Source organism: Variovorax sp. 05T418 (assembly GCF_056396385.1).
On record NZ_JBFTLJ010000022.1, the window covers coordinates 65,162 to 81,664 of the forward strand.

Here is a 16,503-nt window from a genome sequence, read left to right on the forward strand (position 1 = left end):
ACCGTGCCGGGCAAACCCCCAGGTCGCGTTCAGCGTCCCATGCTCTTCAGGTACTCGGCGCGCGCGGCGATCGCCGTGTCGGTGAAATCGGTGAACACGCCGTCCACGCCCAGCTTGTAGTAGACCGCGTACTCGTTCCTGCCGTCCTTGTTGTAGTCGGCTGCGAGCCGGCGCGATTCGTTTCGAAAGGTGAACGGGTGCACGAAGAGCCCGGCCTTGTGCGCATCGGCAATGAGCGTGGTGGGCGAGACCGAGGTGGCGTCGGCGTCGTTGATCTTGCCGTCCTTGTTGACGTCCAGCGGCTTGCCATCGGCGCCGATGCTGCCCTTGATGCTCACGATGTAGCGCTTCCACGGGCCGATGCCGTCGGCATAGGTCTTGATCTCGGCCAGGCCCGCGGGCGTGACCATGGCGTCGAAGTTGCGCTTGTCGCCGGCCTTGGTCCAGTCGTAGGGGCGGTCGCTCGGCACGGCGAAGGTCACGGCGCCGGTCTTCAGGTCGACGCTGTCGCCGTCGATCAGCTGGATGAGCCGGGTGTTCAGGCCCTTGGCCTTCATGTACTTGAGGCTGCCGGGCTCGAAGGACTGCACGTAGATGGGCGCGGTCTTGCTGTTCCAGCCGGCAGCGTTGATGGCGGCGATCACCTTGTCTTCCAGCGGCAGCCCCAGCTCGCGGAAGTAGGTCGGGTTCTTGGTCTCGGGGTAGATCGCGATGGTGCGGCCGGTTTCCTTCGACTTGGCCTTGGCAAAGTCGATGATCTCCTGGAAGGTGGGGATCTTGAACTTGCCGTTGAATTCCTGCGGGCGCTCGGGGTCGGTGGAAATGCCGCCCAGGGTCTTGATCTCGGCCAGCGTGAAGTCGTTGCTGAACCAGCCGGTCTGGGTTTCGCCGTCGACCTTGATGGTCTTCTTGCGCGAGGCGAAGCGCGGGTGTTTGGCCACGTCGGTGCTGATGGCCAGGTTGGGGTCATGGCGGGCAATGAGCACGCCGTCCTTGGTGGAGACCAGGTCCATCTCGATCACGTCGGCACCCAGTTCGATGGCGCGCGCATAGGCTTCGAGCGTTTCTTCGGGCAGGTAGCCCGAGGCGCCGCGGTGCGCAATGACCAGCGGTGGGTTGCCGTCGAGTGTGAGCAGCTTGTTGGCAGGACCGATGGTGGTGCAGGCCGCCAGGCCAAGGGCGGCGGTCGCGGCAAGGGCGAAGTGAACGGTGCGCATCGTCTTTTTCTCCATCCAAAAGAGGCGCAGCGTACCCGCAGCGCATGACAGCCGGGGCGCCCGCGGGCGCGCGGCGCCGACTTCTTGGACAATGTGTTGCATGTCCCCTACGCTTTCCCCCCAGAGCCTCGCGCTGGCCCAGACGCTGGTGCGCATGAACACCGTCAGCGAAAACAGCAACCTCCAGCTGATCGACCTCGCGCAAAGCCACCTGGCCGCGCTGGGCGTGAAGAGCCGCATCACCTACAACGCCGAGCGCACCAAGGCCAACCTGTTCGCCACCCTCGGCGAAGGCAAGCCGGCCGGAGTGATCATCTCGGGCCACACCGACACGGTGCCGTGGGACGGGCAGGACTGGAGCGTCGATCCGCTCTCCGCCGCGGTGCAGAACGAACGCCTCTACGGCCGCGGCTCGGCCGACATGAAGAGCTTCATCGCCATCGCGCTGTCCAATGCCCGGCGCTTCCTCGAAAGCGACTCGCCCTTCGCGGTGCACTTTGCCTTCAGCTACGAGGAAGAGATCGGCTGCTTCGGCGTGAAGGAACTCATCGCCGACATGCGCGACGCCGGCATCAAGCCGCTCGCCTGCATCGTGGGCGAGCCCACCAGCATGGTGCCGGCCATCGCGCACAAGGGCGTGTACCGCTACCGCTGCTGCGTGCGCGGCAAGGAGGCGCATTCCTCGCTCACGCCCAAGTCGGTCAATGCCATCGAGATGGCCGCGCGCGTGGTCGGCAAGGTGCGCGACATGGCCGAAGGCTTCGAGCGCAGCGAGCCGCGCTACGAGGGCTTCGACGTGCCCTTCAGCACCGCGAGCGTGGGCCAGTTCCACGGCGGCATCGCCGACAACGTGGTGCCGCGCGACGCCGAGTTCCGCTACGAATTCCGCGACCTGCCGACCGCCGACGCCAAGAAGATGCAGGACGAGGTCGTCTCCTATGCCGGCAGCCTCGAGGCGTCGATGAAGAAGGTGGCGCCCGATGCGGGCTTCCGCTTCGAGACCATCTGCGAGATCCCGAGCTTCCTGGGCGCGGCCGGCGACGCCGTCACGCAGCTGGCCCAGCGCCTCGCGGGCGAGGAGCGCACCACGCTGGTGGCTTTCGGCACCGAGGCGGGCCTGTTCAAGAACGCCGGCATCCCCACCGTGGTGTGCGGCCCGGGCAGCATCGAGCAGGCGCACCAGCCCGACGAGTTCGTGAGCCTGGAGCAGCTGGCGCGCTGCGAACTGTTCATGCAGCGCCTTGCTGCCACGCCGACCATTGGCTGAAGACAGCCACGGCAGCGGCGCGCTGCAGCGCATGAAGCGCGTCGCGCTCGGCCTGCTGTGCGCGGCGGCGCTGCTCTATGCGCTGGCCAGTGCGCTGGACGGCGAGCATCCGGCCTGGGGCTACGCGGCGGCCTTTGCCGAAGCCGCGATGGTCGGCGCCATTGCCGACTGGTTCGCGGTGGTGGCGCTGTTCCGCCATCCGCTGGGCCTGCCGATCCCGCACACCGCGATCATCCCGAGCAACAAGGACCGCATCGGCGCCAAGCTGGCCGGCTTCATCTGCAACAACTTCCTCGGCACCGGGCAGGTGCTCGCCAAGCTGCGCGAGTTCGACGCGGCCGGTCGCATCGCCGACTGGCTGGCGCGGCCCGCGAGCGGCCAGAAGCTCGGCGAATGGGGCGTGGCGGCCACCCGCTACGGGCTTGCGGCCTTCGACGACGAGCGCGTGCGCGCCTTCATGGGCCGCGCCGCCGCGGCCGGCCTGCAGAAGATCGACCTCTCGCGGCTGATGGGCCAGGCGCTGGACGCGCTCACGGCGGGCGGGCGCCACCAGGCGCTGCTGGACGACGTGCTGCAGCAGGTGGCTGGCCTGCTCGAAGGCGAGGAGGTGCAGGCGCACATCACCGAAGCCATTGCGCGCGAGATCAAGACGCTGCGCTACGTGGGCCTGGACCAGGTGGCGGCCAAGCTCGCCACGCGCAAGATCGTGGCGGCCGTGGCGCGCACCATCGCCGAGCTCGCGGCCGAGCCCGAGCATCCGATGCGCCGGCGCTTCGACCACTTCGTCGACGACTTCGTGGTGCGGCTCAAGCTCGACCCCGAGTTCCAGCAGCGCGGCGAGCAGATCCGCGCCGAGCTGATCGCGCATCCCGCGCTCGGCGACTACCTGCACGGCATCTGGGGCGAGCTGCTGGCCTGGCTGCACGACGACCTGGGCCGCGGCGACTCCACCATCCGCCAGCGCATCGCAGCGATGGCCGGCGCGCTCGGCACGCGGCTGCAGGCCGACGAGCCGATCCGCCGCTGGATCAACGAGCAGATCGAGGCGGCCGCGCCGCTGGCCATCGAGCGCTACCGCGAGGACATCCGCCGCTACATCGAGGAGCGCGTCGCCGACTGGAACGCCAGCGAGATGACCAGCGAGCTGGAGCGCCACATCGGGCGCGACCTGCAGTTCATCCGCATCAACGGCACGCTGGTGGGCGGGCTGGTGGGGCTCTCGATCCACACGGCGACGCAGCTTCTGCGCGGTTGAGCCGGCGTGGCCGGAAGGCCGCATGTCGCGGGAGCGACTGGCCCGCCGCCCCTCCTTCCTTCTAGACTGCTCGCGCGCATCCAAAAGAAGGAGAGAAGACATGCCCTGCCGCCCGTTCATCCGCGCCGCCGCACTCATCGCCATCCTCGCCCTGCTGGCCGCCTGCGCCGGCATCGCGCCGCCGCCGTCGCCACCGCCCACCCGCCCCGCCGCGTGGTCCGAGCCCGAAGTGCTGGTCGCGCCGTCCTCGTTCGCGGGTGTGCACGGCCTGGCCATCGACCAGAAGGGCCGCCTGCTCGCGGGCTCGGTGCTCGGCAATACGCTGTGGGAGGTCGACCGCAGCACCGGCGCGGCCAAGGTCCTGATCGATGCGCCCGAGGGCCAGGCCGACGACATCGCGGTCGGCCCCAAGGGCGAGCTGGCATGGACCAACTACCTCATGGGCATGCTGCGCTACCGCGAAAGCGACGGCGCGCCGATGCGCGTGCTCGCCAAGGACCTGCCCGGCCTCAACTCGCTGGACTTCGACCGCAGCAGCGGCAAGCTCTACGCCTCGCAGGTGTTCCTGGGCGACGCGCTCTGGGAAATCGACCGCATGGGCCAGAAGCCGCCGCGGCTCATCAAGAAGGACATGGGCGGCTTCAACGGCTTCGAGGTCGGCCCCGACGGCATGCTCTACGGGCCGCTTTGGTTCAAGGGCCAGGTCGTGAAGATTGACCCAACCAACGGCGCCATGACCGTCATCGCCGACGGTTTCAAGATCCCGGCCGCCGCCAACCTCGATGGCAAGGGCAACCTCTGGGTGGTCGATGCGCGCAGCGGCGAGCTGGTCAAGGTGGACCTTGCCACGGGCCGCAAGACCGTCGCGAAGCAGCTGCGCCCGTCGCTCGACAACCTGGCCATCGCCCCCGACGGCACGATCTACGTGTCGAACATGGCCAACAACGAAGTGCAGTCCTTCGACCCCGCCACCGGCGTGCTGCGCACGCTCACCAGTGGCAAGCTCGCGACGCCCGCGGGGCTCAAGATCGAAGGCCGCACGCTCTGGGTGGCCGATGTGTTCGGCTTCCGGCAGGTGGACGTGCGCACGGGCGAAGTGCGCGACGTGTTCCGCATGCAGCGCGATCCGGAGCTCGACTATCCGTTCGCCATCGGCCTGTCGGGCACGCGCTTCGCGCTGACCTCGTGGTTCACGGGCACCGTGCAGCTGGTGGACCGCCAGACGCTGCGAACCGTCGAAATCATCCACGGCCTGAAGGCGCCGTTCGATGCCATTCCCATGGCCGACGGCAGCGTGATCTATGCCGAGATCGCCACCGGCAGCATCACCCGCGCGAGCGGTCCTCATTTTGCAGAGAAGCAAGTGCTCGCCAGCGGGCTGGGCGGCCCGGTGCAGATGATCGTCGGCCGCGACGGCGCGCTCTACGTCACCGAAGCCGCGGGCAAGCTGACCCGCATCCCGCTCGACGCCAGCGCCCCGCTGCGTGCGATTGCCGAAGGCCTGGCGCTGCCCGAAGGCGTGGCCGAGACGCCCTGGGGCAGCTTCATCGTGGCCGAGAGCGCCGCGCGCCGGCTGGTGGAGATCGATCCGGCCAATGGCTCGCGCCGCACCGTGGCGGAAAACCTGCCGATCGGGCTGGCTGCGGGACCGGGCCTGCCGCCGCCCTACGTGGTCACCGGGGTCGCGGTCGGCAGCGACGGGAGCATCTACATGGCGGCCGACCGGAACAACGCGATCTACCGGATTCGCCCGAAAAATTGAGCCCCATAAAAATGGGAGTAAATCCCATGAAATTGGGTTTACTTTTAAAAACAACTATTACAGACTCCTGGGCGGACGTCTCGTTACATCTTCGGCCGGCCAGGTGGCCGGCGGCGGCGAGCCGTTCCTTACCAGGAGAAGAAAAGACATGACTCCCCTCGTCGTTGGCCAATTGCTGTCGCCCGAGTATTCGCTGGGGCTGGTGGCGCTCTCGTTCCTCATCTCGTTCGCGGGCTCCCTGGTGGCGCTGATCTGCGCGGGGCGCATGGTCGGCGCCGACGGCAAACCCAACCTCGCGGTCGTCGCCTGCGCCGCGGTCGCGCTGGGCGGCATCGGCATCTGGTCGATGCACTTCATCGGCATGCTGGCGTACCGCCTGCCGGTGGGCATTTCGTACAACGTGCCGCTGACGGTCGTCTCGCTGGTCGCGGCCATCCTGATCTCGGGCATTGCGCTGTACATGGCGGGCGGGCGGCGCAAGTTCAGCCGGGCCGGCTGGCTGGCCGGAAGCCTGCTCGCGGGGCTGGGCGTGTGCGTGATGCACTACATGGGCATGTTCGCAATGAACATGCGCGCCTCGATGGACTTCGACCCCACCGTCGTGGCGCTGTCGGTGGCCATTGCCATCACCGCCGCCGGCGCAGCCCTGTGGCTGGCCTTCAACCTGCGCCGGCTGAGCCACCAGATCGCGGCAGCCGCCGTGATGGGCGTGGCCGTCTGCACCATGCACTACGTGGGCATGAGCGCGGCCAGCATGATCTGCATCGCGGCCGCGCCCACCGACGCGCTGGCCATCGGCGGCAACTACATGGGCCTGTCGGTGTTCGGCACGGCCGGCGCGGTGCTGATCTTCATCTACTGGGTGATCACAGGCAGCAGCCTGGACGCGCCCACCGCACAGCGCGCCCGCACCAGCTAATTGGCGCAAGCCGGGCGCGCATCAGCGTCCTAGAGTCGGTGCAGAGCGAAAGCGATCTGCACTGACTCCTCCATGCCCGCCATCGAATCCCGGCTGAACGCGGCCAGCGAATCCTTCCAGGCCCATCGCGCCGGCATGCTGGCGCTGCTCGGGCAGGTGCGCGCGCACGAGGCCCGCGCGGCCGCCGCATCGAACGCCTCGGCCGAGCGCTTTGCCCGGCGCGGCCAGCTGTTGCCGCGCGAGCGGCTCGCGCTGCTGCTGGACACCGGCGCGCCCTTCCTGCCGCTGGCCTCGCTCGCGGGGCTCGGGCACGACAACGAAGACCTCGCGCAAAGCGTGCCGGGCGGCGGCGTGATCGCGGGCATCGGCCGGGTCGCGGGCGTGCGCTGCATGGTCAGCGCCTCCGACTCGGGCATCGACGCCGGCGCGCTGCAGCCCATGGGGCTGGACAAGCAGCTGCGCGTGCAGGAGATCGCGCTGGAGAACAAGCTGCCCTACGTGCAGCTGGTGGAAAGCGCGGGCGCCAATCTCATGCAGTACCGCGTGCAGGACTTCGTGCGCGGCGGCGGCATCTTCCGCAACCTGGCGCGGCTCTCCGCCGCGGGCCTGCCGGTGGTGACGGTGACGCACGGCTCCTCGACCGCGGGGGGCGCCTACCAGACGGGCCTTTCGGACTACATCGTGATGGTGCGCGACCGCACGCGTGCCTTCCTGGCCGGCCCGCCGCTGCTGAAGGCCGCCACCGGCGAAATCGCCACCGAAGAAGAACTGGGCGGCGCCGTGATGCACACGCACGTCTCGGGCCTGGGCGACTACCTGGCCGAGGACGACCGCGACGCCATCCGCATCGCGCGCGCGATCCTCGGCGGCATCGACTGGGTGCGCGACGAGCAAGCGCGCAAGTTCGCGCCGCCGCTCTACGCGGCCGAGGAACTGCTGGGCATCATGCCCAGCGACGGCCGGCGGCCGGTGGACATGCGCGAGGTGATCGCGCGCCTTGCCGACGGCTCCGAGTTCCTCGAATTCAGCGCGCACTATGGCAGCGCCACGCTGTGCGGCCACATGCGGCTCGAAGGCCATGCGGTGGGCGTCGTCACCAACAACGGGCCCATCGACTCCGACGGCGCCACCAAGGCCACGCACTTCATCCAGGCCTGCTGCCAGTCGCGCACGCCCATCGTGTATTTGCAGAACATCACGGGCTACATGGTGGGCCGCGCGCACGAGGAGGCCGGCATCATCAAGCACGGCGCCAAGATGATCCAGGCCGTGACCAGCGCCACCGTGCCGCAGGTCACGCTGCACTGCGGTGCTTCCTACGGCGCCGGCAACTACGGCATGTGCGGCCGCGGCTTCGCGCCGCGCTTCTGCTTCTCATGGCCCAACGCGCGCACCGCGGTGATGGGCGGCGAGCAGGCGGCGCAGACCATGGCCATGGTGATGGAGGCGGGCATGGTGCGAAAAGGCTCCGTCGACCGCGCGAAGATCGACGCCATGCGGCGGCAGATCATCGAGCGCTTCGAGCGGCAGACCAGCGTCTTCACCACCAGCGCGCTGCTGCTCGACGACGGCGTGATCGACCCGCGCGACACGCGCGCGGTGCTGGCCGAAGTGCTGTCGGTGTGCCGCGACGGCGATGCGCGCGCGCCGCAGGCCATGCAGTTCTCGGTGGCGCGGCCATGAGCTTCCACAAGATCCTCATCGCCAACCGCGGCGAAATTGCAGTGCGCGTGATGCGCACGGCGCGCGCCATGGGCTGCCGCACGGTCGCCGTGTATTCGAGCGCCGATGCCGATGCGGAGCATGTGCGGCAGGCCGACCAGTCCGTGTGCATCGGCGGGCCGCTGCCCGCGCAGAGCTACCTGGACATCGCCGCGATCGTCCAGGCCGCGCGTGCCAGCGGCGCGCAAGCGGTCCACCCGGGTTACGGCTTCCTCGCCGAGAACGCAGACTTCGCACAGGCCTGCTGCGATGCGGGCCTCGTCTTCATCGGCCCCTCGCCCGAGGCCATCCGCGCCATGGGCGACAAGGCCGCGGCGAAGCGGCTGATGCAGGCCGCCGGCGTGCCCTGCATTCCCGGCTACCAGGGCGAAGACCAGCGCACGGCCACGCTCGCTGCCGAAGCCGCGCGCATCGGCTGGCCCGTGATGATCAAGGCCACGGCCGGCGGCGGCGGGCGCGGCATGCGGCTCGCGCCATCGGCCGAGGCCTTTGCCGAGCTGCTGCAGAGCGCGCAGTCCGAGGCGCTCCATGCCTTCGGCGACAGGGCGGTGATCCTGGAGCGCGCCATCGCCGCGCCGCGCCACATCGAGATCCAGGTGTTCGCCGACCGGCATGGCAACGCCATCCATCTTGGCGAGCGCGACTGCTCGGTGCAGCGCCGGCACCAGAAGCTGATCGAGGAATCGCCCTCGCCTGCCGTCTCCGAGTCCTTGCGCGAACGCATGGGCGCCACGGCCGTGGCGGCGGCAAGGGCCATCGGCTACGAGGGCGCGGGCACGCTCGAATTCCTGCTCGATGCCGACGGGCAGTACTGGTTCATGGAAATGAACACGCGGCTGCAGGTGGAGCATCCGGTGACCGAGGCCGTGACAGGTCTCGACCTGGTCGAGCTGCAGCTGCGCGTGGCGGCGGGCGAGGTGCTGCCGCTTGCACAGCAGGACGTGCGCCTGAGCGGCCATGCGATCGAGGTGCGGTTGTGCGCCGAAGATCCGCAGCAGGGCTTCATGCCGCAGAGCGGCACGCTCGCCGCATGGCGGCCTTCGCCGGCATTGCGCATCGAGCATGCGCTGCGGGACGGCGCCGCGGTGCCGCCCTTCTACGATTCGATGATCGCCAAGCTCGTGGCCCACGGCCGCACGCGCGAGGAAGCCAGGCGCCGGCTGGTCGCGGGGCTGCAGGACACGGTGGCGCTGGGCCTGGCGACCAACCAGCGCTTCCTTCAGTGCGCGCTGACGCATCCGGTGTTTGCCGGCGGTTCGGCGACGACGGCGTTCATTGCCGAACACGCCGGGGCCTTGCTGGCAATCGACCCCGCCATGGCGCGCCGCACCGCATGGCTCGCGGCGCTGCTGCTCCAGCTGGGCGAACGCGGATGGCCCTCGCCGCTCGCGCACACGCTGCCCAACGCGCTGCGCTTTTCGCTCGACGGCCAGGTGCACGCCGCCCGCGTGATGCCGCGGGGCGCGGGCGGCTTCGATGTCGCGCTCGATGCGGCCGCGCCGGTACCGATCGAGCTGCTTTCGCTGACCGGCGACGGCGCCTTGCGCTTCTCCTGCGATGGCGTCTCGGAGCGGGCCTTGGCGGTGCGCGAATCCGCGACGCGCCTGTGGCTCCATTTCCATGGCCGGGCCTTCGGCCTGCAGGACCTCACGCATGCCGCCGTGCCGCGCGCCGACGCGGCGGGCGGCGACGGCCTGCTGCGCGCCTCGATGAACGGCCGCGTCATCGCGCTGCTGGTGGCCGAAGGCGAGGCCGTCGCTGCCGGCCAGCCGATCGCCACGCTCGAGGCGATGAAGATGGAACATGTGCACTGCGCGCCGCGCGCGGGCCGCGTCGCCGCATTGCATGTGGCGGTGGGCGCGCAGGTGGCCGCGCGGCACGTGGTGGCCGAGATCGCCGACGCATGACGGCGCACACTTCAGCTCGCCAGCCTTTGCGGAAGCCTCACGCATGAACGACTCTTCGCGCTATCGCTCCGTGTTCTCGCCCGGCCTGTTCGCCAGGCAGGTGATCCTCGTCACGGGCGGCGGCTCGGGCATCGGCCGCTGCACGGCGCACGAGCTTGCATCGCTGGGCGCGCAGGTGGTGCTGGCCGGCCGCAACGCCGACAAGCTGCAGCAGGTGCAGGCCGAGATCGCCGATGCGGGCGGCAAGGCCAGCATCCAGGCCTTCGACATCCGGCAGGAAGAAGCGGTGCGCGCCGCCGTCGCCGAGATCGTTGCAGCGCACGGCCGCATCGACGGCCTCGTCAACAACGCGGGCGGCCAGTACCTCACGCCGCTCGCGGCCATCTCGGCCAAGGGCTGGGAGGCGGTGATCCACACCAACCTCACGGGCGGCTTCCTGGTGGCGCGCGAGTGCTTCGTGCAGAGCATGCAGGCGCACGGCGGCGCCATCGTCAACATCGTGGCCGACATGTGGGGCTCGATGCCTCACATGGGCCACAGCGGCGCGGCGCGCGCGGGCATGGTGAGCTTCACCGAGACCGCCGCGCTCGAATGGGCCGCGAACGGCGTGCGCGTGAACGCCGTGGCGCCGGGCTACATCGCGTCGAGCGGCATGGACCACTACCCGCCCGAGGCCGGCGAGATGCTGCGCGCGATGCGTGACACCGTGCCCGCGGGCCGCTTCGGCAACGAGGCCGAGACCTCCGCCGCCATCGCCTTCCTGCTGAGCCCGGCGGCGAGCTTCATCAGCGGCAGCGTGCTGCGCGTGGACGGCGCGCGGCCGCAGGTGCGCATGGGCTGGCCGATGGAACTGCCCGATGCGCAGGTGCGGCAGCGCACCGCCGTGCGGCCCTTCGGCGGCTTTCACTTGGCCGAGACGCCGCGCGTGTTCCGGGACGGCGGCGAAGCAAACGACTGATTGGAGACCACCGCAATGCAGTACACCCACGAGCACCTCGAGATCCAGAAGACGCTGCGCCGCTTCATCGACAGCGAGATCAATCCGCATGTGGACGAATGGGAAGAGGCCGAGATCTTTCCCGCGCACGAGGTCTTCAGGAAGCTCGGCAAGCTGGGCATGCTGGGCCTCAACAAGCCCGAGGCCTTCGGCGGCGCCGGGCTCGACTATTCGTATGCGATGGCCATGGCCGAGGCGCTCGGCCATGTGAGCTGCGGCGGCGTGCCGATGGCCATTGGCGTGCAAACCGACATGTGCACGCCCGCGCTCGCGCGCTTCGGCAGCGACGAACTGCGCCGCGAGTTCCTCGCGCCCGCCATCGCGGGCGACACCGTCGGCTGCATCGGCGTGAGCGAGCCCGGCGCGGGCAGCGACGTGGCGGGCCTCAAGAGCCACGCACGCAAGGACGGCGCCGACTACCTCATCAGCGGCCAGAAGATGTGGATCACCAACAGCCTGCAGGCCGACTGGATGTGCATGCTGGTCAACACCAGCGATGGCCCGGTGCACCGCAACAAGTCGCTCGTGATGGTGCCGATGGACAGCCCCGGCATCGAGAAGGCGAAGAAGATCCGCAAGATCGGCATGCATTCGAGCGACACGGGCCTCATCCATTTCGACAACGTGCGCGTGCCGCAGCGCTTTCGCATCGGCGAGGAGGGCCAGGGCTTCGTCTACCAGATGCAGCAGTTCCAGGAAGAGCGCCTGTGGGCCGCCGCGAGCTCGCTCGAACCGATGGAAGACTGCATCGCTCAGACCATCGAATGGGCGCAGCAGCGCCAGATGTTCGGCGCCACGCTGGCCGACCAGCAGTGGGTGCAGTTCAAGCTGGCGGAACTCAAGACCGAGGTGGAAGCGCTGCGCGCCCTCGCCTACCGCGCCTGCGACCTGCACGTTCAGGGCCAGGACGTGCTCGAGCTGGCCTCGATGGCCAAGCTCAAGACCGGCCGGCTCACGCGCCAGGTGGCCGACACCTGCCTGCAGTTCTGGGGCGGCATGGGCTTCACGCTGGAGAACCGCGTCTCGCGGCTGTACCGCGACGGGCGGCTCGGCTCCATCGGCGGCGGCGCCGACGAAGTGATGCTGGGCATCCTCGCCAAGACGATGGGCATCGCCAAGCGTCCGCCGCGCGGCTGAAGCTGCGATCTTTTCCGGCCTCGGCCGGAACGCCCGCGCGCACCGGCGGTCCAACAGTCCAGCGCTGTCGCTGGGTCGCGGGAGACCACCATGTTCACTTTCGGCATCGGCACCGTCTTGCTTGTCTTGCTGGTGGTGCTGCTTTTTTCGGCCATCTGGATCTTTCGCGAATACGAGCGCGGCATCGTGTTCACCCTGGGCCGCTTCTCCAGGGTCGCGGGGCCCGGGCTGGTGATCGTGGTTCCCGCCATCCAGCAGGTCGTGCGGGTCGACCTGCGCACCGTGGTGCTCGAGGTTCCGACCCAGGACGTGATCTCGCGCGACAACGTGTCGGTGAAGGTCAGCGCGGTCGTCTACTTCCGCATCGTCGATGCCGAAAAGGCCATCATCGAAGTCAGGGATTTCTTCAACGCGACCAGCCAGCTGGCGCAGACCACGCTGCGCTCGGTGCTCGGCAAGCACCAGCTGGACGACATGCTGGCGGAGCGGGAAAAACTCAACCTGGATGTGCGCGAGTCGCTCGACGTGCAGACGGCTTCGTGGGGCATCAAGGTCTCCAACGTGGAGATCAAGCAGATCGACCTTACCGAATCGATGATCCGCGCCATCGCGCGGCAGGCCGAGGCGGAACGCGAGCGGCGTGCCAAGGTGATCCATGCCGAAGGCGAGCTTCAGGCCTCCGAGAAGCTGTTCCAGGCCGCGCGCGTGCTGGCGCAGGAGCCGCAGGCGATCCAGCTGCGCTACCTGGAAACGCTGACGGTGATCGGCGCGGACAAGAACACCACCATCGTCTTCCCGCTGCCGGTGGAGCTGCTCGCGAACTTCCTGCGCAAGCCCGCGTAGCGCGCAGCCGATGAACGGCGCGAGTCAGCCGTTCTTCTTTTCACCCGCATCGTGCTGCGCGGCAGCCAGCGCATTCGCCGCGCGCAGCTTGTCCTTCTTGCTCGGCCGCTTGCCCTTGATGCCGCCGGTGCCCGAGGCATCGGCCATCGGCACGGGCGCCTCGGTGGGCTCGAAGCCTTCGATGCGCTCGCGCGGCAGGCTGAGGCCCTGGCGCTTCTCGATCAGGCGGAAGTGCGCCTCGGTGGCCGCGCTCACGAAGCTGATGGCCAGGCCGCTTTCGCCGGCGCGGCCCGTGCGGCCGATGCGGTGGATGTAGTCGGTGGGCGAGCGCGGCAGGTCGTAGTTGATGACCACCGGCAGCTGCGCAATGTCGATGCCGCGCGCGGCCAGGTCGGTCGCAATCACCACGTCCCAGCGGCTCTCCTTGAACTGCGCAAGGATGCCGGTGCGCGTGCCCTGCGCAATGTCGCCGTGGAAGGGCACCGCGTAGACGCCGTTCTTGTAGAGCTTCTCGGCCACGGTCTGCGCCGCATGCTGGGTGGCGACGAAGACCAGCACGCGGTCCCACTCGTTTTCCTTCAGCAGGTGGCGCAGCAGCTGCGTGCGGCGGTTCGCATCGACCTCGATCACGCGCTGCACGATGGCGGGCTCGGTGCCGGGCTCGCCCTGCACGTCGATCACCGCGGGGTTTTGCAGCGTGCCGTCGGCCAGCGCCTGGATGGCGGGCGGGAAGGTGGCCGAGAACAGCAGGTTCTGGCGCTGCGCCGGCAGCAGCGCGAGGATGCGGCCCAGCTCCTCGGCAAAGCCGAGGTCGAACAGGCGGTCGGCCTCGTCGAGCACCAGCATGGACACGGCGCCGAGCTTCAGCGCGTTGTGCTCCACCAGGTCGAGCAGTCGGCCCGGCGTGGCCACCATGATGTCGGCGCCGCCGCGCAGGCTCATCATCTGCGGGTTGATCGACACGCCGCCGAAGGCGATCGCGATCTTGAGCCGCTCGGGCAGGTGCTGCGCGAGGCTGCGCAGGGTCTCGCCGACCTGGGCCGCGAGTTCGCGCGTGGGCACGAGCACCAGCGCGCGCATGTGCCGCGGCGCCTGTGCCGGTTCGGCAGCCAGGCGCTGCAGCAGCGGGAGGGAAAATGCGGCGGTCTTGCCGGAACCGGTCTGCGCCGAGCCCCGCACGTCGCGGCCTTGCAGAATGGCGGGAATGGCCGCAGCCTGGATGGCGGTCGGCGCGGCGTAGCCGCTTTCGGCGGCAGCCTGCACGAGCGCGGGGGCCAGGCCCAGTGAGTCGAATGGCATGTGAGCAGACAGAGGGATGAACCGGGGACAGTGAAGAAGTGAAGAAGACGAAGAGATCGATCGAATGGCAACGATGAAAAGCAATCCGGCCAGCGCCCTGGTGTACTCCACCGAGGCGGGCGGCCGCATGTGCCCCGATTGCGGCGCGCCGATGGCGCAGTGCCGCTGCAAGCAGATCAAGGCGCGCGCGCCGGCCACCGACGGCATTGTGCGTGTATCGCACGAGACCAAGGGCCGCAAGGGCAAGGGCGTGACCGTGGTCAAGGGCCTGGCGCTCGATGCGGCGGCGCTCGCGGCGCTGGGCAAGCAGCTCAAGACGGCCTGCGGCTCGGGCGGCACGGTGAAGGACGGCCTGATCGAAATCCAGGGCGACCACCGCGAGCTGGTGATCGCCGCGCTCTCGAAGCAGGGCCACACCGTCAAACGCGCAGGAGGCTGAATTCAATGAAACCCGAAGACCTGCAGCGCCTCGTCACGCTCGAAATGCCCTTTGGCAAGCACAAGGGTACGCTGATTGCCGATTTGCCCGGAAATTACCTGAATTGGTTCGCACGCGAGGGTTTTCCCTCGGGCGAAATTGGCCGGCTGCTTCATTTGATGCATGAAATAGACCCCAACGGCCTCTCCGGTCTGCTGCAACCGTTGCGAAACCGCCCCTCAGGACGTGATGTTTCGTAATAAGCGCGGATTTTGATACGCTTTTTCCGGAACGGCTTGATAATCCGGCCTACGTGTCTGTGAGCTTGTCTCCCGTGCACGTAATTCGGTGATCGGTCAGTTTCGCGCCACAGCGCATTTGTTTGTTGTGATTCTGGGACTCCATCGCTTTGTCTTGTTGGTTTGAATTAGGAGTCCCTCAATGGGCAAGAAACTCTACGTAGGCAACCTCGCCTACTCTGTGCGTGACAACGACCTGGAACAGGCTTTCGGCGAGTTCGGCTCGATCGTCAGCGCCAAGGTCATGATGGAACGCGACACCGGCCGCTCCAAGGGCTTCGGTTTCGTGGAAATGGGCACCGACGCTGAAGCGCTGGCTGCCGTCGAAGCCATGAACGGCCATTCGCTCCAGGGCCGCGCCCTGACCGTGAACGAAGCACGTCCGATGGAAGCTCGTCCCCCCCGTACCGGTGGTGGCGGCGGCTACGGCGGCGGCGGCGGTGGTGGTTACGGCGGTGGTGGTGGCGGCGGCGGCTACGGTGGTGGCGGCGGTGGCCGCAGCGGTGGTGGCGGCGGCTACGGCGGCGGCGGCGGCGGTGGTCGCGGCGGCTACTAAGCCCTCCCCCGAGACCTCGCTCTCAAGTAAAAAAAGCTCCTTCGGGAGCTTTTTTCGTTTCCGCACCGCTCCTCTTTCCAGAGCGGGAGAACCCTCGTACGCATTAGTCCCTACCGCGCAGGTCAGCCAGCGGTCAGCCGCGGGCGACGACCCTCACCCCTCCAATCAAGAGGGTCGAGACAATGCGCATCAAGAGTCAGGCTGACTTCTTTTCAGGAGTCATGTTCACAGCCGTGGGGGGCGCCTTCGGCATCGGCGCCACCACCTACAACATCGGCGACGGTGCCCGCATGGGGCCCGGTTACTTCCCGCTCATGCTGGGCATCCTGCTGGCCATCCTGGGCGCATTCATCATGTTCCAGGCGCTGGTGGTCGAAACCGCCGACGGCGACAAGATCGGCAAGTGGGCCTGGAAGCCGCTGGCCTTCGTGCTCGGCGCCAACCTCGCGTTCGGCGTGCTGCTGGGGGGCCTGCCGAGCATCGGCCTGCCCGCCATGGGAATGATCGTCGCGATCTACGCGCTCACCATCATCTCGAGCATGGCCGGTGAACATTTCAAGCTGCGCGACGTGCTGGTGCTGTCCACCATCCTGGCGGCCGGCAGCTACGTGGCCTTCATCTGGGCGCTCAAGCTCCAGATCCAGGTCTGGCCCACTTTCATTTCGGGCTGAGGAGCACGCATCATGGACCTGATCCACAACCTTTCCATCGGTTTCGGCGTTGCCTTCACCTTCACCAACCTGCTGTATTGCCTGCTCGGCTGCATCCTGGGCACCCTGATCGGCGTGCTGCCGGGCATCGGCCCGGTCGCGACCATCGCGATGCTGCTGCCCGCCACCTACGCGCTGCCGCCCGTGTCGGCGCTGATCATGCTGGCCGGCATCTACTACGGCGCGCAGTACGGC

General features: G+C 68.4%; 16 protein-coding genes. 14 read left to right on the forward strand and 2 right to left on the reverse strand.

Annotated elements, in window-relative coordinates; translation table 11 throughout:
* Positions 1–29: 29 nt before the first annotated feature.
* Complete coding sequence (locus AC1DMS_RS29270) at positions 30–1,217, reverse strand: glycerophosphodiester phosphodiesterase (protein ID WP_478182072.1); 1,188 nt, start codon at positions 1,215–1,217, stop codon at positions 30–32.
* 100 nt (positions 1,218–1,317) lie between these two features.
* On the opposite strand from AC1DMS_RS29270, the gene argE reads away from it, so the two are divergent.
* The 9 genes from argE (at position 1,318) to AC1DMS_RS29315 (ending at position 13,026) form a co-directional block, all read left to right on the forward strand.
* Positions 1,318–2,484: an acetylornithine deacetylase gene (gene argE, locus AC1DMS_RS29275; protein WP_478182073.1), complete on the forward strand. Its 1,167-nt coding sequence runs from the start codon at positions 1,318–1,320 to the stop codon at positions 2,482–2,484.
* A complete protein-coding gene (locus AC1DMS_RS29280; RefSeq protein ID WP_418146529.1) occupies positions 2,477–3,739 on the forward strand; it encodes a DUF445 domain-containing protein in 1,263 nt (420 codons plus the stop codon). The genes argE and AC1DMS_RS29280 overlap by 8 nt, the downstream gene beginning before the upstream one ends.
* Before the next feature lie 100 nt (positions 3,740–3,839).
* Positions 3,840–5,501 (forward strand): Vgb family protein, encoded by a 1,662-nt coding sequence (locus AC1DMS_RS29285; protein WP_478182074.1) that lies wholly within the window; start codon positions 3,840–3,842, stop codon positions 5,499–5,501.
* A gap of 148 nt (positions 5,502–5,649) precedes the next feature.
* Entirely contained in the window at positions 5,650–6,420 is a 771-nt protein-coding gene (locus AC1DMS_RS29290; RefSeq protein ID WP_012745491.1) for an MHYT domain-containing protein, read from the forward strand.
* Between the two features lie 72 nt (positions 6,421–6,492).
* On the forward strand, positions 6,493–8,103 hold the full coding sequence (locus AC1DMS_RS29295) for an acyl-CoA carboxylase subunit beta (protein ID WP_478182075.1): 1,611 nt from the start codon (positions 6,493–6,495) through the stop codon (positions 8,101–8,103).
* Positions 8,100–10,049, forward strand: coding sequence for an acetyl/propionyl/methylcrotonyl-CoA carboxylase subunit alpha (locus AC1DMS_RS29300; RefSeq protein ID WP_478182076.1), 1,950 nt, complete (start codon positions 8,100–8,102; stop codon positions 10,047–10,049). The genes AC1DMS_RS29295 and AC1DMS_RS29300 overlap by 4 nt, the downstream gene beginning before the upstream one ends.
* Before the next feature lie 43 nt (positions 10,050–10,092).
* Entirely contained in the window at positions 10,093–11,007 is a 915-nt protein-coding gene (locus AC1DMS_RS29305) for an SDR family oxidoreductase (protein WP_478182077.1), read from the forward strand.
* Between the two features lie 15 nt (positions 11,008–11,022).
* Positions 11,023–12,183: an acyl-CoA dehydrogenase family protein gene (locus AC1DMS_RS29310; RefSeq protein WP_278878363.1), complete on the forward strand. Its 1,161-nt coding sequence runs from the start codon at positions 11,023–11,025 to the stop codon at positions 12,181–12,183.
* A 90-nt stretch (positions 12,184–12,273) separates the two neighbouring features.
* Positions 12,274–13,026: a slipin family protein gene (locus tag AC1DMS_RS29315; protein WP_018903909.1), complete on the forward strand. Its 753-nt coding sequence runs from the start codon at positions 12,274–12,276 to the stop codon at positions 13,024–13,026.
* A gap of 24 nt (positions 13,027–13,050) precedes the next feature.
* On the opposite strand, the gene AC1DMS_RS29320 is transcribed toward AC1DMS_RS29315, so the two are convergent.
* Positions 13,051–14,325 (reverse strand): DEAD/DEAH box helicase, encoded by a 1,275-nt coding sequence (locus tag AC1DMS_RS29320; RefSeq protein ID WP_478182078.1) that lies wholly within the window; start codon positions 14,323–14,325, stop codon positions 13,051–13,053.
* Positions 14,326–14,389: 64 nt separating this feature from the next.
* Between AC1DMS_RS29320 and AC1DMS_RS29325 the strand changes: the two genes are divergently transcribed.
* The 5 genes from AC1DMS_RS29325 to AC1DMS_RS29345 form a co-directional block, all read left to right on the forward strand.
* Positions 14,390–14,764, forward strand: a complete 375-nt coding sequence (locus tag AC1DMS_RS29325; protein WP_278878371.1) for a translation initiation factor Sui1 — start codon at positions 14,390–14,392, stop codon at positions 14,762–14,764.
* Positions 14,765–14,769: 5 nt separating this feature from the next.
* Complete coding sequence (locus AC1DMS_RS29330) at positions 14,770–15,003, forward strand: DUF3820 family protein (protein WP_478182079.1); 234 nt, start codon at positions 14,770–14,772, stop codon at positions 15,001–15,003.
* Between the two features lie 181 nt (positions 15,004–15,184).
* Complete coding sequence (locus AC1DMS_RS29335; protein WP_012745482.1) at positions 15,185–15,598, forward strand: RNA recognition motif domain-containing protein; 414 nt, start codon at positions 15,185–15,187, stop codon at positions 15,596–15,598.
* A gap of 182 nt (positions 15,599–15,780) precedes the next feature.
* Positions 15,781–16,269: a tripartite tricarboxylate transporter TctB family protein gene (locus tag AC1DMS_RS29340; protein ID WP_012745481.1), complete on the forward strand. Its 489-nt coding sequence runs from the start codon at positions 15,781–15,783 to the stop codon at positions 16,267–16,269.
* A 12-nt stretch (positions 16,270–16,281) separates the two neighbouring features.
* A partial coding sequence (locus AC1DMS_RS29345) for a tripartite tricarboxylate transporter permease (RefSeq protein WP_478081094.1) occupies positions 16,282–16,503 on the forward strand: 222 nt, incomplete at its 3' end.

Coding starts and splice junctions, on each gene's coding strand:
- AC1DMS_RS29295 (WP_478182075.1), top strand. CDS start 6,493: ATGCCCGCCATCGAATCCCGGCTGAACGCGGCCAGCGAATCCTTCCAG.
- AC1DMS_RS29325 (WP_278878371.1), top strand. CDS start 14,390: ATGGCAACGATGAAAAGCAATCCGGCCAGCGCCCTGGTGTACTCCACC.
- AC1DMS_RS29330 (WP_478182079.1), top strand. CDS start 14,770: ATGAAACCCGAAGACCTGCAGCGCCTCGTCACGCTCGAAATGCCCTTT.
- AC1DMS_RS29340 (WP_012745481.1), top strand. CDS start 15,781: ATGCGCATCAAGAGTCAGGCTGACTTCTTTTCAGGAGTCATGTTCACA.
- AC1DMS_RS29300 (WP_478182076.1), top strand. CDS start 8,100: ATGAGCTTCCACAAGATCCTCATCGCCAACCGCGGCGAAATTGCAGTG.
- AC1DMS_RS29310 (WP_278878363.1), top strand. CDS start 11,023: ATGCAGTACACCCACGAGCACCTCGAGATCCAGAAGACGCTGCGCCGC.
- AC1DMS_RS29270 (WP_478182072.1), bottom strand. CDS start 1,217: ATGCGCACCGTTCACTTCGCCCTTGCCGCGACCGCCGCCCTTGGCCTG.
- AC1DMS_RS29315 (WP_018903909.1), top strand. CDS start 12,274: ATGTTCACTTTCGGCATCGGCACCGTCTTGCTTGTCTTGCTGGTGGTG.
- AC1DMS_RS29285 (WP_478182074.1), top strand. CDS start 3,840: ATGCCCTGCCGCCCGTTCATCCGCGCCGCCGCACTCATCGCCATCCTC.
- AC1DMS_RS29320 (WP_478182078.1), bottom strand. CDS start 14,325: ATGCCATTCGACTCACTGGGCCTGGCCCCCGCGCTCGTGCAGGCTGCC.
- AC1DMS_RS29290 (WP_012745491.1), top strand. CDS start 5,650: ATGACTCCCCTCGTCGTTGGCCAATTGCTGTCGCCCGAGTATTCGCTG.
- AC1DMS_RS29305 (WP_478182077.1), top strand. CDS start 10,093: ATGAACGACTCTTCGCGCTATCGCTCCGTGTTCTCGCCCGGCCTGTTC.
- AC1DMS_RS29335 (WP_012745482.1), top strand. CDS start 15,185: ATGGGCAAGAAACTCTACGTAGGCAACCTCGCCTACTCTGTGCGTGAC.
- argE (WP_478182073.1), top strand. CDS start 1,318: ATGTCCCCTACGCTTTCCCCCCAGAGCCTCGCGCTGGCCCAGACGCTG.